Source organism: Hymenobacter caeli (genome assembly GCF_013294115.1).
In the GTDB taxonomy this organism is placed as follows: Bacteria; Bacteroidota; Bacteroidia; order Cytophagales; family Hymenobacteraceae; genus Hymenobacter; species Hymenobacter caeli.
The window spans coordinates 26,205-46,058 of sequence record NZ_JABSNP010000008.1; the positions used below are offsets into that span (position 1 = coordinate 26,205).

The following is a 19,854-nucleotide window of genomic DNA, read 5'->3' on the forward strand; positions in this document are numbered from 1 at the left end:
CGGCCGGGGCCCCTACCCCACCACTTGCCGGGTGGCCAGGTCGAGCCGCTGGCCGGCCACGAGCAGGTGCGTCAGCACGCCGTGGCCGCTGATGGGCTGCCGGGCCCCGGGGCCCACCAGGCTAATGTGCTGGGCGTGGGCGGCATCGAAGGCGAAGATGACCTCGTCGCCGAACACTTCGGCGGGCTGGCCGGGGCGCAGCAGCAGGCCGGTTTCTTCGCTCAGGCCCAGGGCCAGGCACGCGGGATGGGCCAGCACGGCGTGCAATAGGCGCGGGTAGCGGTGGCGCTCGGCAAAGTGCTGGTCGAGCACCACGCCGGCCAGCAGCCCCAGGCCGGGCCGCACCCCGATGCCCCCGGGCAGCAGGCTGCGCCAGCCGCGCCCGTCCACGAGCATGAACTCGGCCAGGGCGGCGGCCCCGGCGCTGGTACCGGCCAGCACGAAGCCGGCGTCGGTGCGGCACCGCTCCTTCAGCAGGGCCAGGAATTCCGAGTTTTCCAGGAAGTCCGTCAGGCGCTCCTGGTTGCCGCCGCTCAGGAACAGCAGGTCGGCCCGGCGCAGGCGGGCCAGGGTGGCGGGGGCGTCGGCGGGGTGGGTTTCGTCGATTTCGAGGTGGCCCACGTCGGCACAGCCCCGCGCCTGCCACGAGCGGGCGTAGGACGCGGCCGTGCGGGCCGGGTTGGCGGTGGTGGCGGTGGTGAGCACCTCGATGCGGGCGTCGGGGCGGGGCAGCAGGCCGGCCAGCAGCGCCACCAGGGCCTCGTCGCCGCCACCGCCGTAGAGGACCAGGGTGGCGCGGAGTACGGAAACAGGGCGGGACATGGAGCAGCGGGGCAGATTTGGAGCGGCAAGATGGGCGGTTTTGACCAGACGACGGGCCCGGGCCGCGCTGGGCATACGGCCTGGGCCCGGAATTGACGTAATTTCGTGGCCCAATCTTGTCATAAACCCTGCTAGCCTAGCGAAGCACTACCGCCCGTCCTGCCATGATGCCTTTGTCGCCATCCGTGGAAACCATCACAGCCCTGATTCAGGAGGGTGAATTCTTCAAGCTCAAACAGCTACTCCGCAACTTCCAACCCGCCGAGCTCGTCACGCTCATCGAGAACGAGGACGAGCGGGAGCAGCTCATCATCTTCCGCCTGCTGCCCCTGAGCCTGGCCACGGAAGTATTTGAGTACCTCGACCTGGACGTGCAGCGGCACTTCCTCGACAACCTGGCCCAGGATAAAATGGCCGACATCCTCAACGAGATGTCGCCGGACGACCGCACCACGCTGCTCGAATTCCTGCCCGCCAACTTCGTGGCCGAGCTGATTCAGAGCCTTTCGGAGCCCGAGCGCAAGGTGACGCTGGAGCTGCTCGGCTACCCCGAGTACTCGGTGGGCCGGCTGATGACGCCCGACTACATCGCCATCCGCGAGAACTGGACCGTGCAGCAGGTGCTCGACTACGTGCGCCAGCACGGCGGGCAGTCCGAAACGCTGAACATGCTGTACGTGACCGACGCGCACGGCGTGCTGACGGACGACATCCGCATCCGCGAAATTTTACTTTCGGCCCCCACCGTGCGCGTGCGCGACGTGATGGACCGCCGCTTCGTGCAGCTGCTGGCCGGCCAGGACCAGGAAGACGCCATCGACGTGTTCCGGCGCAACGACCGGGTAGCCCTGCCCGTGGTGAGCGACCAGGGCATCCTGCTCGGCATCGTGACGCTCGACGACATCCTCAGCATTCGGGAGCAGGAAGACACCGAAGACATCCAAAAATTCGGCGGCTCGGAGGCCCTGGAGGAGCCTTACCTCACCATGCCCCTGCTGCGGCTGGTGCAAAAGCGGGCCGGCTGGCTTGTCATCCTCTTTTTGGGCGAGCTGCTGACGGCCTCGGCCATGCAGTTTTTCGAAGGCGAGCTGAAAAAAGCCATCGTGCTGGTGCAGTTCATCCCCTTGATTATCAGCTCGGGCGGCAACTCGGGCTCGCAGGCCACCTCGCTCATCATCCGGGCCATGGCCCTGGGCGAGTTTAAGCTCAGCGACTGGTGGCAGGTGCTGCGCCGCGAAATCGTGGGGGGCCTGCTGCTGGGCATCATTTTGGGCATCGTCGGCTTTGGGCGCATCGCCATCTGGCAGAGCATCACGCCCATCTACGGGCCCCACTGGCTGCTGGTGGCCCTCACGGTGGGCTTCGCGCTGGTGGGCATCGTGCTGTGGGGTTCGCTGGCGGGCTCTATGCTACCGCTCATCCTCAAGAAGCTGGGCCTGGACCCGGCCACCTCCTCCGCGCCCTTCGTGGCCACGCTCGTGGACGTGACGGGCCTGATTATCTACTTCTCGGTGGCGCTGCTGGTGCTGCGCGGCACCCTGCTTTGACGATGGGTGAAGGGGTGAGTCGGTGAATGAGATTACCGCCCCGTCACTCATTCACCCATCCTCCAACTCACTCCAGCCTGCGGCGGTTGGCCTTTTTTTCGCCCTGAATCTTCTTGCCTTCCAGGCGCTTGCGCACGGCCCCGCGGCTGGGCTTGGTGGCGCGGCGCGGCTTGGGGCGGTGCAGGCTTTTGATTAGCAGCGCGTGGAAGCGGGCCAGCACGATTTCTTTGTTGCGGAGCTGGCTGCGGTCGTCCTGCGCCGTGAGCAGCAACAGGCCCTCGGCCGTGAGCTGGGGCCCCAGCTTTTCCAGGATAAGCTGCTTTTGCTCGTCGGTTAGCACCGGCGAATCCAGCAGGTGCCAGCGTAGCTCCACGCGGCTTTCCACCTTGTTCACGTTCTGCCCGCCCGGGCCGCTGGCGCGGCTGGTTTGGAAGGTGATTTCGGGCAGAAACGCGGCGGCGGGCGGCAGCATGGTTTTCATTTAACAGTTATCAATTAACATTCAACAACCGTTTAAGCAGTCCGAACGGCTGTTAAATGTTAATTGATAACTATTAAATGAATGCTACTTCGTCAGCAGCATGGCCCCGTAGGAATAGCCGCCGCCGAATACGGTGATGATGACGTTGTTGCCGGGGCGCAGCGTGTCCCATACCTCGGCCAGGCCGATGGCGGCCCCGGCGCAACCGGTGTTGCCCAGGCGCTGGATGTTGTTCACGGCCCGCGCCGGGTCGAGGCCCAGTTGCTTGGTCACGTTCACCGAAATGCGCAGGTTGGCTTGGTGCGGGATGAGGTAGGTGAGGTCGTTGGCCACGAGGTGGTGGCGGTCGAGCAAGGTTTGCGTCACGCGGGTCATGTAGGTGCAGGCCTGCTGGAACACGTCGCGTCCGTAGGGCATCACGATGCCTTTTTCCACCGGCTTCAGCGTCACGGCCTCGTCGGCCTTGCCCACGGGGGCCGCCCCGCCGGTGATGACCTCGGCGATGCGCAGCGGCTGGGGCCCCAGCGGCTCCTTGGTGATGAGCAGGGCCGCCGCGCCGTCGCCCCACAGGTGGCCGGCCATCGTGTCTGCCTCGTTGTTGTAGGCCGTGTTGTGCTCGCTCACCACCACTAGGGCGCGGCGGGCCTTGCCCATGGCGAAGTAGCCCTCCACAATCTCCACGGCGTTCAGTAGCGACGAGCAGGCCGACGAGATGCTCACCGTCGGGATGTCGTTGATGCCCAGGTAGCGCTGCACGGCATGGGCCGCGGTAAAAATGGTGTCGTGCGGGGTATAGGTACCGACCACAATGAGGTCAATGTCGGCGGGGTCGAAGCCCGGAATTTTGGCCAGCAGCGCTTGGGTAGCGGCCACGGCCATGGTGTTGGTGTTTTCGTCGGGGCCCGCTTTGCGGCGCTCGGCAATGCCGGTGCGCTCCATAATCCAGTCGGAAGCCAACCCGTTGAGTTGGGTAAAATGCTCGTTGGTAACGATGGCCGTTGGCAGATATGCCGCCACGTGGTGTAAGTACACAGATGATGCCGTTAGCGAAAGAAAACCCGGGCCGCGGCCCCACGCAGCAGCCCCGGGGCAAAGCGCCCGCAAAAATACGGGGCGGGCCCCGCCCGAGATTGCCCGGCCCGGCCCGAACGTATCAAAACGCCCGCTGCGCACGTTCATACGCCCGCTGCTGGCCGAAGTTCATCCGGGCCGCGGTACAAGATTATGGCTTTAGCTGGGTTTGAAGGGCTGAAAAATGCAGGCGGAAACAGGCGGCGCGGGGGCGGGGGGGCCCGGGCCGTCCTCCTGTTGCTGGCGGGGCTGGGGGCCCGCCCCGCGGCGGCCCAGAAGTACCGCACCGCCGCGGGCCTGCGCTTGGGCAGCCCCTACGGAATCACGGTGCAGCAGGCGGTGGCGTCGCGCCTCACGCTGGAGGGCATTGCCGGGCTGGCCGCCCGCGAGGTGAGCGGCACGGTGCTGGCCGAGTACCACTTCGGCATTCTAGGGCGCAGCTTGAACTACTACCTCGGGGCGGGCGGCCACCTGGGCAACAACAAAGACACGGGCCGCTACGGCGGGTTCGACGGCATAGTGGGCATCGAGTACAAAGTGGCTTTCCTGCCCGTCGTGCTCAGCTACGATTTCAAGCCCAGCGTGGAAATCAACAGCAGCGACTGGGCCCGCTTCCCCACGGCGTTTTCTGTCCGCTACGTGTTCGTCAAGCAGCGCAACAAAACCATTGGCGAGCGCACCCGGGGCATCTTCCGGGGCCTGCGGGGCGAATAGCGGCCGGGGGCCTAAAACAGCGCCACCCCGATGGCCCCTACCGTGAGCAGCGACAGCAGTGCGGTGAGGCTGTAGGCCACGCCCAGCAGCAGCGACTTGACCACCGTTTTGCGCCAGCTTTGCTGGTAGAAGGTGCGCAGCGCCACGATGAAATACACCGCCGGCACCAGCAGCAGCAGGTTGCTGAGCCACCCGGGCAGCGCGTTTAGTTTGTCCAGGCCCATCACCAGGCCCAGGAAGATGAACAGGAAACACTGCACGTGCACGGTAAATATCAGGTGGCCGAGGTAGTAGCGGTGCTGCCGGAAGTAAGCGCCTTTGAGCAGCAGCGCGGCCAGTGGCATCAGCAGAAACAGCATGATGGAGCCGCCCCGCAGCAACTGGTGCACCACTTCTTCGCGGGTGGAATCGCGCCAGCGTATCGTGCGGCGCACCGCCAGCCGGCTCATTAAACTGGGCACCGCCCCCTTGCTGCGCACCACCGAGTCGACTTGGGCATCGGTGGGGTGGGCGGGCAGCCGTTTTATTTCCGCAAAGGCAATTTGGAAGCCCCCGCCGGCGCGGGCCGCGGCCACCAGGCGCGCTTGTTCGCGCCGCGCGGCTTTCAAGGCTTTCTGTTGCCCGGGCGTGGCCGGGGCGGCCGCTAGGCTGTCCACTCGGGCGGCAAAAGCCTTCGTAATGGCTTGGTCAACGCTTTTCCTGGCCGTGCGCTGTGCCTTTGGGCCTTGAAAGAAAGAGATGCTGTCGGAATCGGGGGTTGTGGCAAGTTTTTTTGTGGCCGCTGGCTCCGCCCTTTTTTCGGCCTCCCCGGCATCTTCGTGCCCCAGCTGGGTGCCCAGCAGCAAAAAGAAGACGAAGCTGATGAACACGTACAGCCGGATGGGCGGCACGTAGGGCACCCGGTGCCCGGCCAGGAAGCGCCGCGTCAGCTCGCCGGGCCGAAACAGCAGCAGCTTGGCGGTGCTGAACACTTTGCCGTCGAAGTGGAAAATACCTTCCAAAAATTCCTCCGCCACGTGGCCAAAGCCGATTTCGACGGCGTGGTTTTGCTGGCCGCAACTCGGGCAAAACTCGTCGGGCTCGCCGGGCACAAAGGCGTAATCGCAATTGGCGCAGGCGGCCTGTTTGGTAGCGTGGTGGGCCATGGGCGCGAGCGGAAAATACGACCCGCCGGCAAAATGGGCGTCCCGGGCCGTTTGCGCAAATATATCGTTCGGCCAAGTACTTGGCCCAGGGCTGCGGCAGTACCGAGGGCAAGACCATTGGCAACCCTCAGCGGCCCATTTTTCGTAGCAGGGTTCCGAATCTTGCCCCATGCGCAAAGCAGCTTCCCCGGCTATTTCTGTGCCGCCTGCCCCGCCCCGCCCGTGGGGGCGCTGGCTATTGGCGGGCGGAGCCCTGCTGGTGGGCGGGGCCCTGGTAGCCGCATGGCTGGGCCTTGCCCCCTGGCTGCGCCGCACCTTGGAACGGCGAGTGGCCAAGCAAACGCACGCGCAGTACCAGTTGACCATTGGCAGCGTGCGGGTCGATTTGCTGGCCCGCGCCGTGCGCTTGCGCGGCCTTGACCTTCGCCCCGCTGCCCCCACCCTGGCCGATACCCTGCCCCGCTTGCACCTGCGCCTGGCGCGCCTCGACCTGAGCGGCGTGGGGCTTCTGGCACTGCTACGGGGCCAACCGGTGCCGATCGACAGCCTCGTGCTCGACTCGCTGCGCGTAAACGTGGAGGCCTTGGCGCGGCGGCCCGCCCCCCACCCCGGGGCCCCGTTCTACCAGCGCCAACCGCTGCGGCTGGGCCACTTGCTGCTGCGGCACGCGGGCGGCAGCTTTGGGCCGGCGGGGGCCCCGGTGGGGCAGTTGCTTTCGGCCGACATCAGCGCCCGCGATGTGCTGTTCGCCCCGGCGGGCGCGGCCGACGTGCGCCGGTTAGCGTTTGCGGCGGCTTGGCAAGCCACGCTGCACGGGCTCGCGGGGCGGCTGGGCGGGCACCGCCTGGTGGCCCAACTGGCCAGCTTTTCGAGCCAAAACCACTCGTTTGTTCTTGATTCGCTGCGGGTTGCCCCGCCCGGGCCGGGGCAGGGCAAGCCAGGAGCGGTGCGGGTGGCCCTGGCACTGCCCCGGTTGGCCCTCTACGGCTTGCAGGCGGCTACCTGGCAGCACGAGCACCGCTTCGAAGCCGATTCGGTGCGCTTGCGGGGGCCCCGGCTGACCTTCCGGCCGCCGGCCCAGGCCCCGCCGCCGCTCTGGCAGCTGCTGGCGCCGCTGTTCAGCCGCGCCGACTTGGGGCGGTTGGCCATCGACAACGGGTACTTGGCCGTGGCCGGTGTGCAGGAACGGCCCGTGGCGCGGCACGTATTTGCCGAAGCCCGGGGCTTGCGCGTCGATTCGGCCGCGGGGCAGGCGGGGGACCGGCGCATCGTGTACGCCCGGGCCTGGGCCGGGCACACCGGCCGCCTCACCGCCGTTTTCGATGCCCCGGCGTACCCCGTCAGCGCCGAGCATTTGGTGCTCAACACCGAAGCGCGCACGCTCCGCCTCAGCGCCCTGCAGGTGCGGCCCGCATTCACGCCCGCCCAGCTTAACCTGCGCAGCGGCTACCAGGTATCGCAGCTAGGGGCCCGCATCGACGCGCTGCTGGCCCAAGAAGTGGATTTTTATGCCCTCTCCGGCGGTAGCCAGGTGCGCATGGGCCGGCTGGCGGTGGTGCGGCCCTGGGTGCAGCTGGGCAGCGACGGGCGCGGCCCCATCAACCCGCACCGGTCCGTCATCACCCCCGATGCCATGCGCAACCTCCAGATAGTGGTGGACGTGCGGCGGCTTGATTTGCGCGGTGGCACCGTTTCCACGTACTACCGCAGCCCGCGCACGCCCCTGGTGGGCAGGCTGCGCATCACCCGCATCGATGGGACGCTGCGCAACGTCAGCAACGACCCGCTCAGGCAGTCGTTCCGGCACCCGCTTACCGGTTCGGCCACGGCCTACTTGCAGGACAGCTGCCGCATTCAAGCGCAGCTGGTGGCCCCGCTGCTCGACCCCCAGGGCCGCCACCGCCTGTGGGGCACTTTTGGGCCGGCCCCGTTCGGCATCCTCAACCCCATGACGGTGCCCACGCGGCTGCTCGCTTTTAAAAGCGGCCACGTGCGCCGCGTTCGGTTTGCGCTGAATGCCGACCGCCGGCAGGCTACCGGCCGCATGTGGGCCGAATACGAGGGGCTGAAGTTTGCATTCCCGGGCTACAAAAACGGCCAAGTGCAAAAGACCCTGCTCGGCCGAGTAAAAAATGGCGTGGTCAACGGGTTGGTTGTTCGCGACAACAACCCCCGCCCCAGCGGCCGCCTGGTAGTGGGCAGCATGGCAACGCGGCGCGAGCTGCGCTTTTCGGTGTTCACGCTGTGGCGGCAAGGCCTAATTATTGGCTTGCTCAACAGCGCCGGTGTACCCGCCAAGCTGGCGCAGCAACTCGGCCAAAAGCCTGACCAGGGGCCCCTGCCCGGCAAATAACCTGCTGTTGCTGAGTAGCGCCGCGGGCCCTAGAATTCGACGTGCACGCGCAGGGCCGCGATGTGCACGGGCCCGGGCAGGCGGCTGGTGTTGTAGCCGGGGTTGAACACAATCTGGTAATCGGGGCTCAGGGCGGCGTGGTAGCGGGGGAAGTCGATGCTGTAGTACACTTCGCCGATGTATTCCAGGCCGTAGTCCAGGCGGCCGTCGCCGAGGATGAAGCCCGAGCCCCCGGCCGCCAGGTAGGCGCGGTGGTCGGCCGAGAGGCCATTGGCCACCAGGGCCGCGCCGAGGCGGTCGGTGGGGCGGCGCCAACGGGCCCCGGTGCTGGTAGCCCCCACGCTCAGGCTCTGGTCGATTTCGGTGAAGGCCCAGGTTTCGTTGTGGCCGTCGTTGTAGCTGAAGCGGCCAAACACGCCGATTTCCTTGCTAATTTCCTGCTCCGCGTTTACGATGAAGCCGTACTTGGTGCGGCGCTCGGCGCGGGCGGCCGTCACATCCGGCGCGGAAAAGCCCGCGTCGCGCACGGCCAGGGCGTAGCTGCCCATCGCGGCCTGGTTGCGGAAGCCCAGCAAGCGCACCGCACCGGGGTGGCCGCGCAGCGCGTAGGGCTTGGTAACTTCCACGGTCGTGGCCTGGGCCTTGCCGTAGTGGAGGTCGAGCGTGGGGCCGTTGGCATCGGTGGGCATGGAAGTGACGCTGGCGCGCAGGGCCAGGGCGGGCGTCACGTACTCGAGCACGCCCCCCACGGTGTAGCCGCGCACGTTGGCCGGGTAGTCCCAGCCGCCGGCGCTCATCAGGCTCCAGTTAAAAAACTGGGTGCGCGGGTCGTGCGAGTAACTGTTCTGGTCGAAGTAATCGGCGATGCTGAACTTGCCCGCCGTCAGGGACAGGTAGCGGGCCGGGCGGCTGCCCTTGAGCTGGTTAAGGTCGTCCTCGTCGTTTTCCCGGTCGGGGCCCAGGGCCCAGAGTTGGCGGAAATACAGCCGGGCCAAGTACACCTGCGGCGAAGGGTCACCGATGCGAAACGTCTCGCCGTTGGGAGCCCCGCCGATGCCAGTGGCCCCGCTCAGGCCGCTGCCGCCGGCTACCTCAGGATTGAAAAACACCGCCGCGCCTTTCCACAGCCGCCGGCCCAGAAACAACGTGGTGGTGAGCGAGAGCTTGGCATTTTCGCGGGCTTGCAAGCTGTGGTCGCCAGCGTAGCGCGGGCTCAGGTCGTTATGCCACTGCTGAATGACCGTTTGCTGGAAATGCAGGCTCCAGTTGGCCGTCGAATCGGTTTTTTGACGGGCGGGGGCTTGGGCAGAAGCCGCGGCGGGCTGTTGGCCAGGTGTGGCCGACGCGGGCGGCGTGACCTGGCCCTGGGCCCGGGCGCGGCCCGCCAGCAGCAGGGCCGCGGCGGCCAGCATGGGCAGCCGCAGAGAGGAATAGCGTGGCATCAAATACAAAAGGTTACCAATTGAAGCGCAGGATTTCGCAAAGGTAGACCCGGCCCCAAGGCCCGCTTTGCACCGGTCAGCCCAGTACAAAGCCATCCACGGGGCCCGGCATTGCGCGAACCGGCACAAAAGTATATAAATTTTAGACTAGTCTAAAATTTATTTTTGCCTTTTCTAAAAATAAGCGCCCCCTCTTTTTGGTCTGCCGGCGGGGCACCGCGCTACAGCATGGTGCCGTGCAAGAACAGGTAGGCCACGGAGAAGTAGATGACCAGGCCCGTCACGTCCACCAGCGTGGCCACGAAGGGAGCGGAGGAGGTGGCTGGGTCGAAGCCGACCTTCTTGAGCAGCAGCGGCAGCATGGAACCGGCCAGCGAACCCCACAGCACGATGCCCACCAGCGCAAAGCCCACCGCAAAGGCCAGCGGCACCCAGTGGGGCCCGTAGTCGCGCAGGTGCAGGCCCTGCCACAACGCAATGCGGATGGTGCCCACGATGCCCAGAATCGCGCCCAGGGCCAGGCCGGCCAGCACCTCGCGGCGCATTACCTGCCACCAGCGGCCCACGGTTACCTCGCCCAGGCTCATGGCCCTGATTATTAGCGAGGTGGCCTGCGAGCCGGCGTTGCCCCCGCTGCTGATGACCAGTGGAACGAACAGGGCCAGCACCACCGCCTTTTCAATTTCGCCCTCGAAAAAGCCCATGGCCGTGGCCGTGAACATCTCGCCCAGAAACAGCACCACCAGCCAGCCGGCCCGCTTTTTCACCATTTTCAGCAGCGGAATTTCCAAATACGGCTCGTCCAGGGCTTCGGAGCCGCCGAGCTTCTGCATTTCGCGGGTGTTTTCGCGCTCGCCCAGGGCCAGGATGTCGTCGAGCGTGACGATGCCCAGCAGCACGCCCGCCGCGTTGGTCACGGGCAGGGCCACGCGCTGGTGGCGGCGGAAGTCGGCCAGGGCCGATTCCTGGCTTTGCAGCGCGTCGAGGCACACGAAGATGTTGTTGCGCACCACCGCCACGCAGTCCGTGGGCTCGGCCACCAAAAACTCGCGGATGTGCACGTCGTCGAGCATGACGCCCTGCGCGTCCACCACGTAGAGCATGGTCACGGTTTCGGCGCTGGCCCCGTGCCGGCGGATGTAGTCGAGCACTTGCTGCACGGTCCAGTCCTCGCCGATGGCGATGTAGTCGGGCGTCATCAGCCGGCCCACGCTCTCGTGCGGGAAGCCCATCAGCTCCAGCGTCACGCGGCGCTCGTCGGGCGAGAGGCGCTCAACTTGGGTTTTGACGAAGGCCGCCGGCAGGCGCTGGAACAGGCCCGTGCGGTCGTCGGGGGCCATGTCGTTGAGCACGTCCGTGACCTGCTCGGGCGTGAGGTGGCCCAGCAGCTGGTTTTGGGCGGCCGGGGCCAGGTAGCCGAACACGGCCGCCGCCTGGGCCAGCGGCAGCAGCCGGAACAGCACCAGGAACTGCGCTTCCGGCAGCTCGGCGATGAAACGGGCCAGCTCGGGCGCGGGCCAGTTTTGCAGCGTCCCCTTCAGGGCCCGAAAATCGTGCTGGGCCAGTAGCTCGCGGACGTTATCGGCGGGCGTGGCAAACGTATAAAATGCCATTATGTAAGCCGTTAGCCATCAGCTGCTAGCTGTTAGCCATTGTTGCTGAAACGTTAAGTTGCTTGAAAACAAGCTAATAGCTAGCAGCTGAGGGCTAACAGCTTGTTCCTGCCTACCAAATCTTCACCCGCGCCGAGTCGGGCAGGTACAGCTTCTGGCCCGGCTTCACCCCAAAGGCTTCGTAGAAGGCGGGCACGTCGGCCATGGGGCCGTTCACGCGGTACTGGGCCGGCGAGTGCACATCGGTGAGCAGCTGCGAGGCCAGGGCTTCGTCGCGGTCGTGCTCCTGCCAGCCCAGGGCGTAGCCCAGGAAGTAGCGTTGCAAAGGCGTGAGGCCCCCCACTTTCTTGCCCTCTTTGTACTCCTTGGTTTTCTTAAAAGCGTCGAGGCCGATGACGATGCCGCCGAGGTCGGCAATGTTTTCGCCGGCCGTGGCCTTGCCGTTGATGTGCATGGAATCGAGCAGCGTGTAGCCGTTGAACTGCTTGACAATCACGGCTACGCGCTGGTTGAAGCGCTGGCGGTCGGCCTTGCTCCACCACTCGTGCAGGTTGCCGTGGGCATCGTACTGGCTGCCCTCGTCGTCGAAGCCGTGGGTCAGTTCGTGGCCGATGGTGCTGGCCCCGGCGTAGCCGTACACCAGGGCGTCGTCGGCGTCGGCGTCGAGCAGCGTGGGGATGGCGAAGGCGGCGGCGGGCAGCACAATCTCGTTGTTGCTGGTGCTGTAGGAGGCGTTGTACGTCTGGGGCGTCATGCGCCACTCGGTGCGGTCCACGGGCTTGCCCAGCTTGTGCAGCTGGTAGTTATAGCGCCAAGCGTTGGCGCGCATCACGTTGGCCGTGAGCGAACTGCGGTCAATGGTTAGGGCCGAATAATCTTTCCACTTGTCGGGGTAGCCCACCTTGGGCGTGATTTTGTGGAGCTTGTCGAGGGCCACCACTTTGGTGGGGGCGCTCATCCAATCCACGTTTTTGATGTGCTCGGCGAAGGAGGCCACCACGTTTTTCACCAGCGTGTCGTAGCGCGCCTTGGCCTCGGGCTTGAAGTATTCCTTCACAAACAGCTGGCCCAGGGCGTCGCCCAAGGCGTTTTCCTGCATGTCGAGCACACGCTTCCAGCGGGGGCGCATGGCCTTGGCCCCGCTCAGCGTGGTGCCGTAAAACTTAAAGTTCTCGTCCACAAACGGCCGGCTGAGCGTGGGCGCAAACCCGCGCGCCACCTGCCAGGTGAGGTACGCTTTCCAGTCTTCTACCGGCTTGGTTTTCAGCAGCTGGCCCACCGTTTGGTAAAACTCGGGCTGGCCCACAATCACGGTATCCACGCGGGGGGCCCCCAGCTGGCCGAACCAGGTTTGCCAATCGATGCCCGGCGTCAGCTTGCCGAGCTGCGCGACGGTCATCTTGTTGTAGTTTTTGTAGGGGTCGCGCAGGGCCTCCAGCTTGCGCGACGACTTGGCCAGGCTCGTTTCCAAGGCCATTACCCGCGCCGCGTTGGCGTTGGCAGCGGTCGAGTCCTGGCCCAGCAGCTTAAAGGTGCTGGCCACGTGGCGCACGTAGGCGCGGCGGACGCCCTTGGTGCGGTTGTCGGTGTTGAAGTAGTAGTCGCGGTTGGGCAGGCCCAGGCCGCTTTGGTACAAGTACATCGCCATCTTGTCGCTGTTCTTGTCGTCCTGGCCCACCCGGGGCCCGATCAGGGCCCGCACGCCCAGCTGGATTTCGTGGGCGACGACGGCCGGCACCTCGGCCACCGTTTTCATGGCCGCGATGCGGTCCAGCTCGGCCTTGATGGGCATGGCCCCCAGCTTATCGGCTTTCACCGAGTCGATACCCACGGCCCAGAAGTCGCCGATTTTCTGCTGGTTACTGCCGGCCGCGGCGCTGGCCTTGGCCGCCTCGATGCTGGTTTCGCGCAGGCGGGCATAAATCTCTTTCTGCACCTCAATGCCGATGCCCGCGTTGCTCTCCGACGCCGGAATCGGGTGGTTCTTGATCCACGTCCCGTTGGCGTAGCTGAAAAAGTCGTCGCCTGGGGCCACCGTGGTGTCGAGGGCAGCGCGCAGCAAATCGGGCTTGGCAGCGGCATCGGCCGCGGTGGGCGACGAGTTGCAGGCGGTGGCCAGGGCCGCCAGCAGCGGCAGGGCCAGGAGGTTTTTGTGCATCATAGGGCAGCGGCGTGGGGCCCCGGGCGGGGCGCGGTTTTTGGTTCGGCAATGTTAAGCCGAAACCGGGCCCCGGGGCCCCACGTTTGCCTATTGTTAGATGAAGCGCTGGTGTTTTGCGTACACAGCGCATCTTCCGTCGCTTCCGTTTCTGCCGTGTCGCTCCGCTTACTGCTGCTGCTCAACTTTGCCCTGGCCGCCTACCTCACCGGCCTCATCTGGACGGTGCAGGTGGTGCACTACCCGGGCTTCGCGCTGGTGGGCAAGGCCGAGTTTCCGCGCTACCACGCCGCCCACACCCAGCGCATGAGCTACGTGGTGCTGGCCCCCATGGTGCTGGAGCTGGCCCTGGCGGCGTGGCTGGCCTGGGCCGGGCGCGGGGCCCTGCCCCGCGGCGCCGGCTGGTGGAGCCTCGGGCTGGTGGTGTTCGTCTGGGCCGTCACGTTTTTCATTTCCGTCCCGTTCCACAACCGCCTGGAAGCCAATGGCTACGACTACATCACCATCGACGGCCTGGTGCGCACCAACTGGCTGCGCACCCTGGCCTGGACGGCCCGGCTGGCACTGCTGGGCTGGCTGCTGAAGTAGGGCCCCTGGCGCGTACCCGATGCGGGCGGCCCGCTGTCCGTTGCCTCGATGAGCAACCCCAGGCGCGGCTACCCAAAGGCAAGCCGTTCAACTATTAACCAGCTGCCCCACCTCGTCCGCCGTGGTTATTCCACCACTTCGAGCGTAGTGCGGAACGAGGCGTACTGGCCGGCGAAGCGCTTGTCCATATGGGCCCGCAGGGCCGGGGCGAAATGTTCCTGATAGGCCTCCAGTTGCTCCAGGCCGATGCAGTAGTACTGCGAAGCGTAGGTGATGCCGTCGTCTTCCTCGTTGAGCAGGCGGCAGAGCTGGCTTTTGATGAAGCAGCCGGTGGCCATCACTTCGGGCATGTGGGTTTCGCGCATGTAGGCCAGCCACTCGTCGGCCGCGGCGGGCTCCAGGCTGGTGGTCACGTTGTACAGAATCATAAGCGGAAAACGGCAAATGGGTGCCCCGGCCTCACACGCGCATGGCGTCGAACTGGAAGTCGTTGATGCGGGCCTGAATGGCTGGGGGCGAGAGTTTTTCTTGAACCGCGGCCTGGGCCAGGGCGGGCAGCTCGGCGTCACCGGCCAGGCGCAGGCTCAGAATTTGCTTCAAAGAAAGCTCTTTTTCGAGTGCGGCAAAGCGCTGGCCGCTCACCTCAAAATAGCGCTGGCGCACTTCCAGCCGGCAAATCCGGTCCTGCAGCGCGAGGGCGTAGTGCTGGCGCAGCATCACGAGCACGCCCAGGCCCACCACGGCCAGCGCCGCCACCGTGAACCAGAGCCGGGCAAGCTGGTCATCGTCGCCGGCCACCTTGGTATAGTGCTGCACGGCGTAGACGGCCACAAGCAGGGCCAGGGGCAGCAGCACGAAGTGGTGCCAGGGGTAGAATTTAGCGGGGTTTTTGGCGGGCATGGGGCGGGGCGAAAAGCGCAAAAGCGCGGGGCATGGGCAATAAAAAACCCCGGCGCGGAGCCGGGGTCTTTGCTTACGGCGCCGGGCCGGGTTAGTTCGCGGCTTTGGCGGCCTTCTCCTGGGCTTTTTCGGCCTGCTTGGCCGCTTTGGCCTGCTCTTTGGCGGCTTTTTCCTGCTCTTTGGCGGCTTTTTCGGCCGTTTGCTGCTGCTTCATCTGCTCCTTGGCCATCTTGGCCTGGGCCCGCTGGGCGCGCATCTGGCTTTTCTGGTCCTTTAGGCTGCGCTCCTGCTCCTTGTAGGCGTTTTTGCTGTCGCGGGTGGCCTGGCGGGCGTTATCGGTCTGGGCCTGCTGCTGCTTGTAAGCATCCTTGGCATCGGCCGCGCTGGGCAGGGGCGTCGGCGTTGCGGGGGTAACGGTTTGCTCGGTGGTGGTAGTGGTGGTAGCGGGCGTGGTGGTCTGGGCGCGGGCGGCGGTGCCGGTGAGGACTACGGCGGCCAGCAGAGCAAGAATTTTTTTCATGGCAATGTAAAAACAGCAAGATTAAATGTGGCTCCAATACGGGAACCGAGCCCCGCAAGTTCAAGAACCGTACCGAACTGTTCGACAAAGCCGCTGGCTTAGAAAAAGCGCAACGCCACCCACTGCCGCTGAACGGAACCAATAAACAATCCGGCCAGCGAACGCCATAACCGCCAGCTGGCCACCAGCGCCGCGGCTTCTTATACCGCCACGGCAGCCGCTTTACGGGGCCCCGGCAGTGCCCCGGCGCAGCCGCTGTGGCAGCCGCCGGGCAGTTCGCCGTCCTCCACCTGCACGGTGCTGTGGTGGATGTGAAATTCGCGCAGCAGGCCCGCCGACAGCTCGGCCAGCCAAGCGGCGTCGGCCCCGCCGGGGCGCACGAGGTGGGCCATCAGGGCCGTGTCGTGGCCGTCGCTGCTCAGGCTCCAGATGTGCAGGTCGTGCACGCTGCTTACTTCGGGCTGTCGGAGCAGGAAATCCTGCACGGCTTCAAAATCTACGCCGTCGGGCACGGCTTGCAGGCCCAGGCGTGTGGTGTCGCGCAGCAGGCTCCACGAGCCCACGGCAATCACGCCGAGCAGGCCCAGGCCGAGCACGGGGTCGAGCCAGGTCCAGTGGGTGAAGTAGGTGACGGCCCCGCCCACCACCACGCCCAGGCTCACCAGCGCATCGGTGAGCATGTGCAGGTAAGCCCCGCGCACGTTCACATCACCTTTCTGCCCACTGCGAAACAACCAGGCGGTGAAGCCGTTGACCGCAATGCCCAGGCCGGCCAGCAGCATCACCACGCGCCCGTTCACGGGGGCCGGGTGGCGCAGGTGGTCGATGGTTTCCCAGAGCACGAAGCCCAACGCACCGTAGAGCAGCGCCGCGTTCAGCAGGGCCGCTTGGATGGTGGCCCCCCGGTAGCCGAAGGTGTAGCGGGCGGTGGCCGGGCGGCCCGCCAGCCAGGCCGCGCCCCAGGCCAGGGCCAGGGCCAGCACGTCGCTCAGGTTGTGGCCGGCGTCGGAGAGCAGGGCCGCCGAGTTCGCCGCCAGCCCCCCGATAACTTCCACCACTACAAACGTCAGGTTGAGCCCAATGCCAATGGCAAAGGCCGCACTGAAAGCCCCGCCGGCCGGCGGGGTGGCGTGCACGTGGCCGGCATGGTCGTGGCCGGCGTGGCTGTGGGAATGGCCCATGAGGCAAAAAAGCTAGGTACAAACAGGTAGCGCCCCGTAAACCACCGGGGCCCCGGGCGAAGTTCGGCGCCGGCGGCCAATAAATTTGCGGGCCGGGGGCTGCGCCCGGCCCGCCGGGCCCCACCTGCAACGTCGTTGTTCCTCACGCGCTTACTACTCGCCATGCCCCTGCTTCCCGGCTTCACCATCAGCACCGACCCCGCCCGGCTCGACGTGGCCGCCGTGCACCGCTACCTCAGCGAGGAGTCGTACTGGGCCCGCCACATCCCCTACGCCACCGTGGCGCGGGCCCTGGCCCACTCGCTCTGTTTCGGCCTTTATGCCCCCGACGGGCGCTTGGCCGGCTTCGCCCGCGTCGTCACGGACCGGGCCACGTTCGCCTGGCTCTGCGACGTGTTCGTGCTGCCCGAGTTCCGGGGCCAGGACCTGTCCAAGGCCTTGGTCAGCACGATGCTGGCCCACCCCGACTTGCAAGGTTTGCGCCGCCACCTGCTGGCCACGCTCGACGCGCACGGCCTCTATCAGCAACAGGGTTACACGCCGCTGAAACACGCCGAGCGGTGGCTGGAAATCGCGCACCCCAACCCCTACCCGGGGCCCGCCCCAAGTAATATACCTACTTAAACGCCAGCGGCACCACCAGCTTGAAGCTCACCGTGCGGCCCATGTTGAACACGCCCATACGGCCGGTGGTGTAGTTGATGTCGGCGTATTTGAGGCGGCTGAGGTGGCTTTGGTAGGCCACGTCGAACAGGTTGTTGGCCGTGATGAAGAGCGAGAACAGCGTGCGGCCCTTGGCGTCGGCCACGTCGGTGCCCGCGCCGGCGTTGAAGAGGGTGTAGCCCGGCGTGGCGGTTTCGGTGTCGAAGGCGGAGAAGTAGCGGTTTTGGGCAAAGGTGTGCTCCAGCTGGAAGCGCACGTAGCTGTTGGTGAGGCGCTGGCCCTGGCGGCGGAAGTTGCCGCGCAGCTCCGATTGCAGGCGGTCGGCGGGGATGAAGGGCAGGTAGCGCTGGTCGTCGCTCACCCCGATTTGATGGGCCCGCACCATCGAAAACGAGTTTTCGAAGTGCAGCCAGTCCAGCGGGTGCGGGTGCACGTCGAAGGTGGCCTCGCCGCCCACCAGCTGCGCCCGGCCCGCGCCGTACTCGTACACGCCCACACTGGGCGCGCCGGGGCTAGCCGCGGTCAGCGAGTCGGTGCCGGCGTGGTTCAGCAGGCGGCGCGTGAAGATGTAGTTGCTGATGGTGTTCTCGAAGGCGTCCACGCTCAGGCGCACGTGGTCGGTGGCGTAGCTGATGCCGCCGTCGAGCTGCAGGCTGGTTTCGGCCTTCAGGTCGGGCCGGCCGATTTCGTAGCGAATGGTGCCCTCGTGGCGGCCGTTCGAGCCCAGCTCGGCGATGTTGGGGGCCCGGAACCCGCGCGACACGTTGCCTTTCAGCGTGAGCTTGTCGCTCACATTATAGGCCCCGCCGAGGCTGCCGCTGTAGTTCTGGAACGTGCTGCGGAAGCCCCCAAACTTGGTTTCGGCCCCGGCCGTGGCGGCATCGGTGGGGTGCTCGTCGCCGTCCAGAAACAGCGGGTCGGCCCCGATGCGGCGCACGTCGTAGCGCAGGCCCCCGCCCAGGTCGAGGTTGCCGAACGACTTCTTCACCACCCCGAACACGCCGGCCTCGTTCATCACGTAGGCCGGGATGAGGAACTCCTGGCCCAGGTTGCGGCTCTGCTGGTGCAGGCCGCTGGTGCCCACCGTCACGTTCCAGCCGTTGATTTCGGGCAGGTAGTAGCGCAGGGCGTAGTCGAGGGTGCGCAGCTGGAAGTAGAGGTTGGTTTCGGCCGGGTCGAGCACGTTGCCGAACTCGCGGCGCAGGTTCTGCTGGTAATTGAGCTGCACGGCCAGCCGGGCCCCCTGGTCGCCCAGGATGAAGCTGTTGTCGGTGCCAAAGCGCAGGTGGTTGATTTGCTGGCGCGGAATTTCCAGCCCGTAGCCACTAAAGCCGGTATTTGGCACCGGCACCGAGGCAATGGTCGGGCCGATGGCGAAGTCCTTCACGAAGCGGCCCGTGAGCGAGTCGCGCCCGCCGTCCACCAGGCCCAGCTGCTGGTTGAAGGTGCTGAAGTTGAGGTGCGAGTAGCCCCAACTTTTGTTCAGGCCCACGTAGCCGTTGGCGTCCCACTCGTTGAAGCCCGAGTTAAAAACGCGGCCGTCGTAGCGGTTCTGGTAGTCGCCGGCCACCTTGCGGGTGCCGCGCACCAGCCAGTTCAGGCCGTTGATGTTGCCCGCGTTTTCGAGCGAGTAGCCCTGCTGGCGGTTGTTGGTCTGGTAGTTGGCCGTGGCCGAGCCGGTGATGTGGCCGTCGGCAATGGGCTCGGGGGCCAGCAGGTTGATGACGCCGGCCATGGCGTCGGAGCCGTAGAGCAGCGAGCCGGGGCCCTTGATGATTTCGGCCCGGTCCACGCTGAACTCGTCGATTTCGATGCCGTGCTCGTCGCCCCACTGCTGGCCCTCCTGCTTGGCCCCGTTGTTCAGGGTCGTCACGCGGTTGTAGCCCAGCCCGCGCACCACGGGCTTGCTGATGGCGGCCCCGGTGGTAATCTGGCTCACGCCCGGCGTGTGGGCCAGCGCGTCAATCATGTTGGTGCCCGACGTTTGGTTGAGGCGGGTGTGGTCCACCACCGTGGTGGGGATGGGCGAGCGGCGGGCCTCGGTGGCCGCCGACACGCCCGTGACCACCACCTGGCCGATTTCGGTGGCCGCCGGGCTCAGCTTCACGGCCAGCGGCTGGCCGCTGCCGGTGTCCACCGTCAGGCTCACGGTGGTGTAGCCCAGCGAGCGCACCTGCACCCCGAAGCGCCCCCGGGGCAGGTCAGCAAAGCTGAACGTGCCCGCGGCGTCGGTGGCCGCGCCCTGCTTGAGGTCGGTGAAGAGCACGGTGGCCCCCGGCACGGCCTCGCCGGTGGTGGCGTCCGTCACGCGGCCGGTGAAGGCCGCGGCGGCGCGGGCCCGGGGGGGCCCGGGGGCCGTTTGGGCCCGGGCAGCCCCGGCCAGTATGCCCAGTGAAACAATGATTAGCAGTTGACGCATGACAAAAAGTTGGAAACGGCAAAGCCGCAGTGCAAGAAATAGGGGCACTTCCGCAGCGCATTGTTCCCGGCTGCCGGCCAGGGCGTTCCCCCGGTTTCTTCAGCGCCAAACGGAAGGTACCCCCGGCCGCGGAACCCCGCGGCTGAAAATTTTTACCTGAAAAAAAGGTGGGCTGGGGCCGCCCCCGCCGACCCGCCCACAACGGCCACAGGCCACGAAGAAGCCTTAAATCAACCC

Annotated in this window: 17 protein-coding genes; 5 read left to right on the forward strand and 12 right to left on the reverse strand. The window is 66.2% G+C overall.

Going from position 1 to position 19,854, the window contains the following annotated elements:
- Positions 1 to 12: 12 nt before the first annotated feature.
- Positions 13 to 822, reverse strand: a complete 810-nt coding sequence (locus HNP98_RS09875; RefSeq protein ID WP_173809911.1) for a cyanophycinase — start codon at positions 820 to 822, stop codon at positions 13 to 15.
- A 185-nt stretch (positions 823 to 1,007) separates the two neighbouring features.
- Between HNP98_RS09875 and mgtE (HNP98_RS09880) the strand changes: the two genes are divergently transcribed.
- Positions 1,008 to 2,369: a magnesium transporter gene (gene mgtE, locus HNP98_RS09880; protein ID WP_317171087.1), complete on the forward strand. Its 1,362-nt coding sequence runs from the start codon at positions 1,008 to 1,010 to the stop codon at positions 2,367 to 2,369.
- Positions 2,370 to 2,436: 67 nt separating this feature from the next.
- Here mgtE (HNP98_RS09880) and arfB read toward each other — a convergent pair whose 3' ends face one another.
- The gene (gene arfB, locus HNP98_RS09885) at positions 2,437 to 2,850 is read right to left on the reverse strand and encodes an alternative ribosome rescue aminoacyl-tRNA hydrolase ArfB (RefSeq protein WP_317171088.1); all 414 of its coding nucleotides are present in this window, start codon (positions 2,848 to 2,850) and stop codon (positions 2,437 to 2,439) included.
- An 84-nt stretch (positions 2,851 to 2,934) separates the two neighbouring features.
- Entirely contained in the window at positions 2,935 to 3,882 is a 948-nt protein-coding gene (locus HNP98_RS09890; protein ID WP_173809912.1) for a 3-oxoacyl-ACP synthase III family protein, read from the reverse strand.
- A 276-nt stretch (positions 3,883 to 4,158) separates the two neighbouring features.
- On the opposite strand from HNP98_RS09890, the gene HNP98_RS09895 reads away from it, so the two are divergent.
- Positions 4,159 to 4,635 carry a hypothetical protein gene (locus HNP98_RS09895; protein WP_173809913.1) on the forward strand — a complete coding sequence of 159 codons (477 nt, stop codon included), beginning with the start codon at positions 4,159 to 4,161 and terminating at the stop codon, positions 4,633 to 4,635.
- Positions 4,636 to 4,646: 11 nt separating this feature from the next.
- On the opposite strand, the gene HNP98_RS09900 is transcribed toward HNP98_RS09895, so the two are convergent.
- Positions 4,647 to 5,780, reverse strand: a complete 1,134-nt coding sequence (locus HNP98_RS09900; RefSeq protein WP_173809914.1) for a DUF3667 domain-containing protein — start codon at positions 5,778 to 5,780, stop codon at positions 4,647 to 4,649.
- A gap of 199 nt (positions 5,781 to 5,979) precedes the next feature.
- Here HNP98_RS09900 and HNP98_RS09905 point away from each other — a divergent pair, with 199 nt between their 5' ends.
- Entirely contained in the window at positions 5,980 to 8,133 is a 2,154-nt protein-coding gene (locus HNP98_RS09905; RefSeq protein WP_173809915.1) for a hypothetical protein, read from the forward strand.
- Between the two features lie 29 nt (positions 8,134 to 8,162).
- Here the strand turns inward: HNP98_RS09905 and HNP98_RS09910 are convergent, their stop codons facing one another.
- The 3 genes from HNP98_RS09910 to HNP98_RS09920 form a co-directional block, all read right to left on the reverse strand.
- A complete protein-coding gene (locus HNP98_RS09910) occupies positions 8,163 to 9,575 on the reverse strand; it encodes a carbohydrate porin (RefSeq protein ID WP_217425721.1) in 1,413 nt (470 codons plus the stop codon).
- 221 nt (positions 9,576 to 9,796) lie between these two features.
- A complete protein-coding gene (gene mgtE, locus HNP98_RS09915; RefSeq protein ID WP_173809917.1) occupies positions 9,797 to 11,188 on the reverse strand; it encodes a magnesium transporter in 1,392 nt (463 codons plus the stop codon).
- Between the two features lie 112 nt (positions 11,189 to 11,300).
- Positions 11,301 to 13,346 (reverse strand): M13 family metallopeptidase, encoded by a 2,046-nt coding sequence (locus tag HNP98_RS09920; RefSeq protein ID WP_173810064.1) that lies wholly within the window; start codon positions 13,344 to 13,346, stop codon positions 11,301 to 11,303.
- Between the two features lie 156 nt (positions 13,347 to 13,502).
- Between HNP98_RS09920 and HNP98_RS09925 the strand changes: the two genes are divergently transcribed.
- The gene (locus HNP98_RS09925) at positions 13,503 to 13,934 is read left to right on the forward strand and encodes a hypothetical protein (protein ID WP_173809918.1); all 432 of its coding nucleotides are present in this window, start codon (positions 13,503 to 13,505) and stop codon (positions 13,932 to 13,934) included.
- Between the two features lie 125 nt (positions 13,935 to 14,059).
- Here the strand turns inward: HNP98_RS09925 and HNP98_RS09930 are convergent, their stop codons facing one another.
- The 4 genes from HNP98_RS09930 to HNP98_RS09945 form a co-directional block, all read right to left on the reverse strand.
- On the reverse strand, positions 14,060 to 14,362 hold the full coding sequence (locus HNP98_RS09930; protein WP_173809919.1) for a DUF4286 family protein: 303 nt from the start codon (positions 14,360 to 14,362) through the stop codon (positions 14,060 to 14,062).
- A 31-nt stretch (positions 14,363 to 14,393) separates the two neighbouring features.
- Positions 14,394 to 14,834 (reverse strand): DUF6526 family protein, encoded by a 441-nt coding sequence (locus HNP98_RS09935; protein WP_173809920.1) that lies wholly within the window; start codon positions 14,832 to 14,834, stop codon positions 14,394 to 14,396.
- Between the two features lie 91 nt (positions 14,835 to 14,925).
- Positions 14,926 to 15,354, reverse strand: a complete 429-nt coding sequence (locus HNP98_RS09940; RefSeq protein ID WP_173809921.1) for a hypothetical protein — start codon at positions 15,352 to 15,354, stop codon at positions 14,926 to 14,928.
- 200 nt (positions 15,355 to 15,554) lie between these two features.
- Positions 15,555 to 16,535 (reverse strand): cation diffusion facilitator family transporter, encoded by a 981-nt coding sequence (locus HNP98_RS09945; RefSeq protein WP_173809922.1) that lies wholly within the window; start codon positions 16,533 to 16,535, stop codon positions 15,555 to 15,557.
- A gap of 162 nt (positions 16,536 to 16,697) precedes the next feature.
- Between HNP98_RS09945 and HNP98_RS09950 the strand changes: the two genes are divergently transcribed.
- On the forward strand, positions 16,698 to 17,159 hold the full coding sequence (locus tag HNP98_RS09950) for a GNAT family N-acetyltransferase (protein WP_173809923.1): 462 nt from the start codon (positions 16,698 to 16,700) through the stop codon (positions 17,157 to 17,159).
- On the opposite strand, the gene HNP98_RS09955 is transcribed toward HNP98_RS09950, so the two are convergent.
- Positions 17,152 to 19,617, reverse strand: coding sequence for a TonB-dependent receptor (locus HNP98_RS09955; RefSeq protein WP_173809924.1), 2,466 nt, complete (start codon positions 19,615 to 19,617; stop codon positions 17,152 to 17,154). The genes HNP98_RS09950 and HNP98_RS09955 overlap by 8 nt on opposite strands.
- Between the last annotated feature and the right edge of the window lie 237 nt (positions 19,618 to 19,854).

Excerpts from the sequence above, each read along its gene's own strand:
- mgtE (WP_173809917.1), bottom strand. The coding sequence starts at position 11,188 with ATGGCATTTTATACGTTTGCCACGCCCGCCGATAACGTCCGCGAGCTA.
- HNP98_RS09920 (WP_173810064.1), bottom strand. The coding sequence starts at position 13,346 with ATGCACAAAAACCTCCTGGCCCTGCCGCTGCTGGCGGCCCTGGCCACC.
- HNP98_RS09955 (WP_173809924.1), bottom strand. The coding sequence starts at position 19,617 with ATGCGTCAACTGCTAATCATTGTTTCACTGGGCATACTGGCCGGGGCT.
- HNP98_RS09935 (WP_173809920.1), bottom strand. The coding sequence starts at position 14,834 with ATGCCCGCCAAAAACCCCGCTAAATTCTACCCCTGGCACCACTTCGTG.
- HNP98_RS09945 (WP_173809922.1), bottom strand. The coding sequence starts at position 16,535 with ATGGGCCATTCCCACAGCCACGCCGGCCACGACCATGCCGGCCACGTG.
- HNP98_RS09875 (WP_173809911.1), bottom strand. The coding sequence starts at position 822 with ATGTCCCGCCCTGTTTCCGTACTCCGCGCCACCCTGGTCCTCTACGGC.
- HNP98_RS09950 (WP_173809923.1), top strand. The coding sequence starts at position 16,698 with ATGCCCCTGCTTCCCGGCTTCACCATCAGCACCGACCCCGCCCGGCTC.
- HNP98_RS09930 (WP_173809919.1), bottom strand. The coding sequence starts at position 14,362 with ATGATTCTGTACAACGTGACCACCAGCCTGGAGCCCGCCGCGGCCGAC.
- HNP98_RS09900 (WP_173809914.1), bottom strand. The coding sequence starts at position 5,780 with ATGGCCCACCACGCTACCAAACAGGCCGCCTGCGCCAATTGCGATTAC.
- HNP98_RS09940 (WP_173809921.1), bottom strand. The coding sequence starts at position 15,354 with ATGAAAAAAATTCTTGCTCTGCTGGCCGCCGTAGTCCTCACCGGCACC.
- HNP98_RS09910 (WP_217425721.1), bottom strand. The coding sequence starts at position 9,575 with ATGCCACGCTATTCCTCTCTGCGGCTGCCCATGCTGGCCGCCGCGGCC.
- arfB (WP_317171088.1), bottom strand. The coding sequence starts at position 2,850 with ATGAAAACCATGCTGCCGCCCGCCGCCGCGTTTCTGCCCGAAATCACC.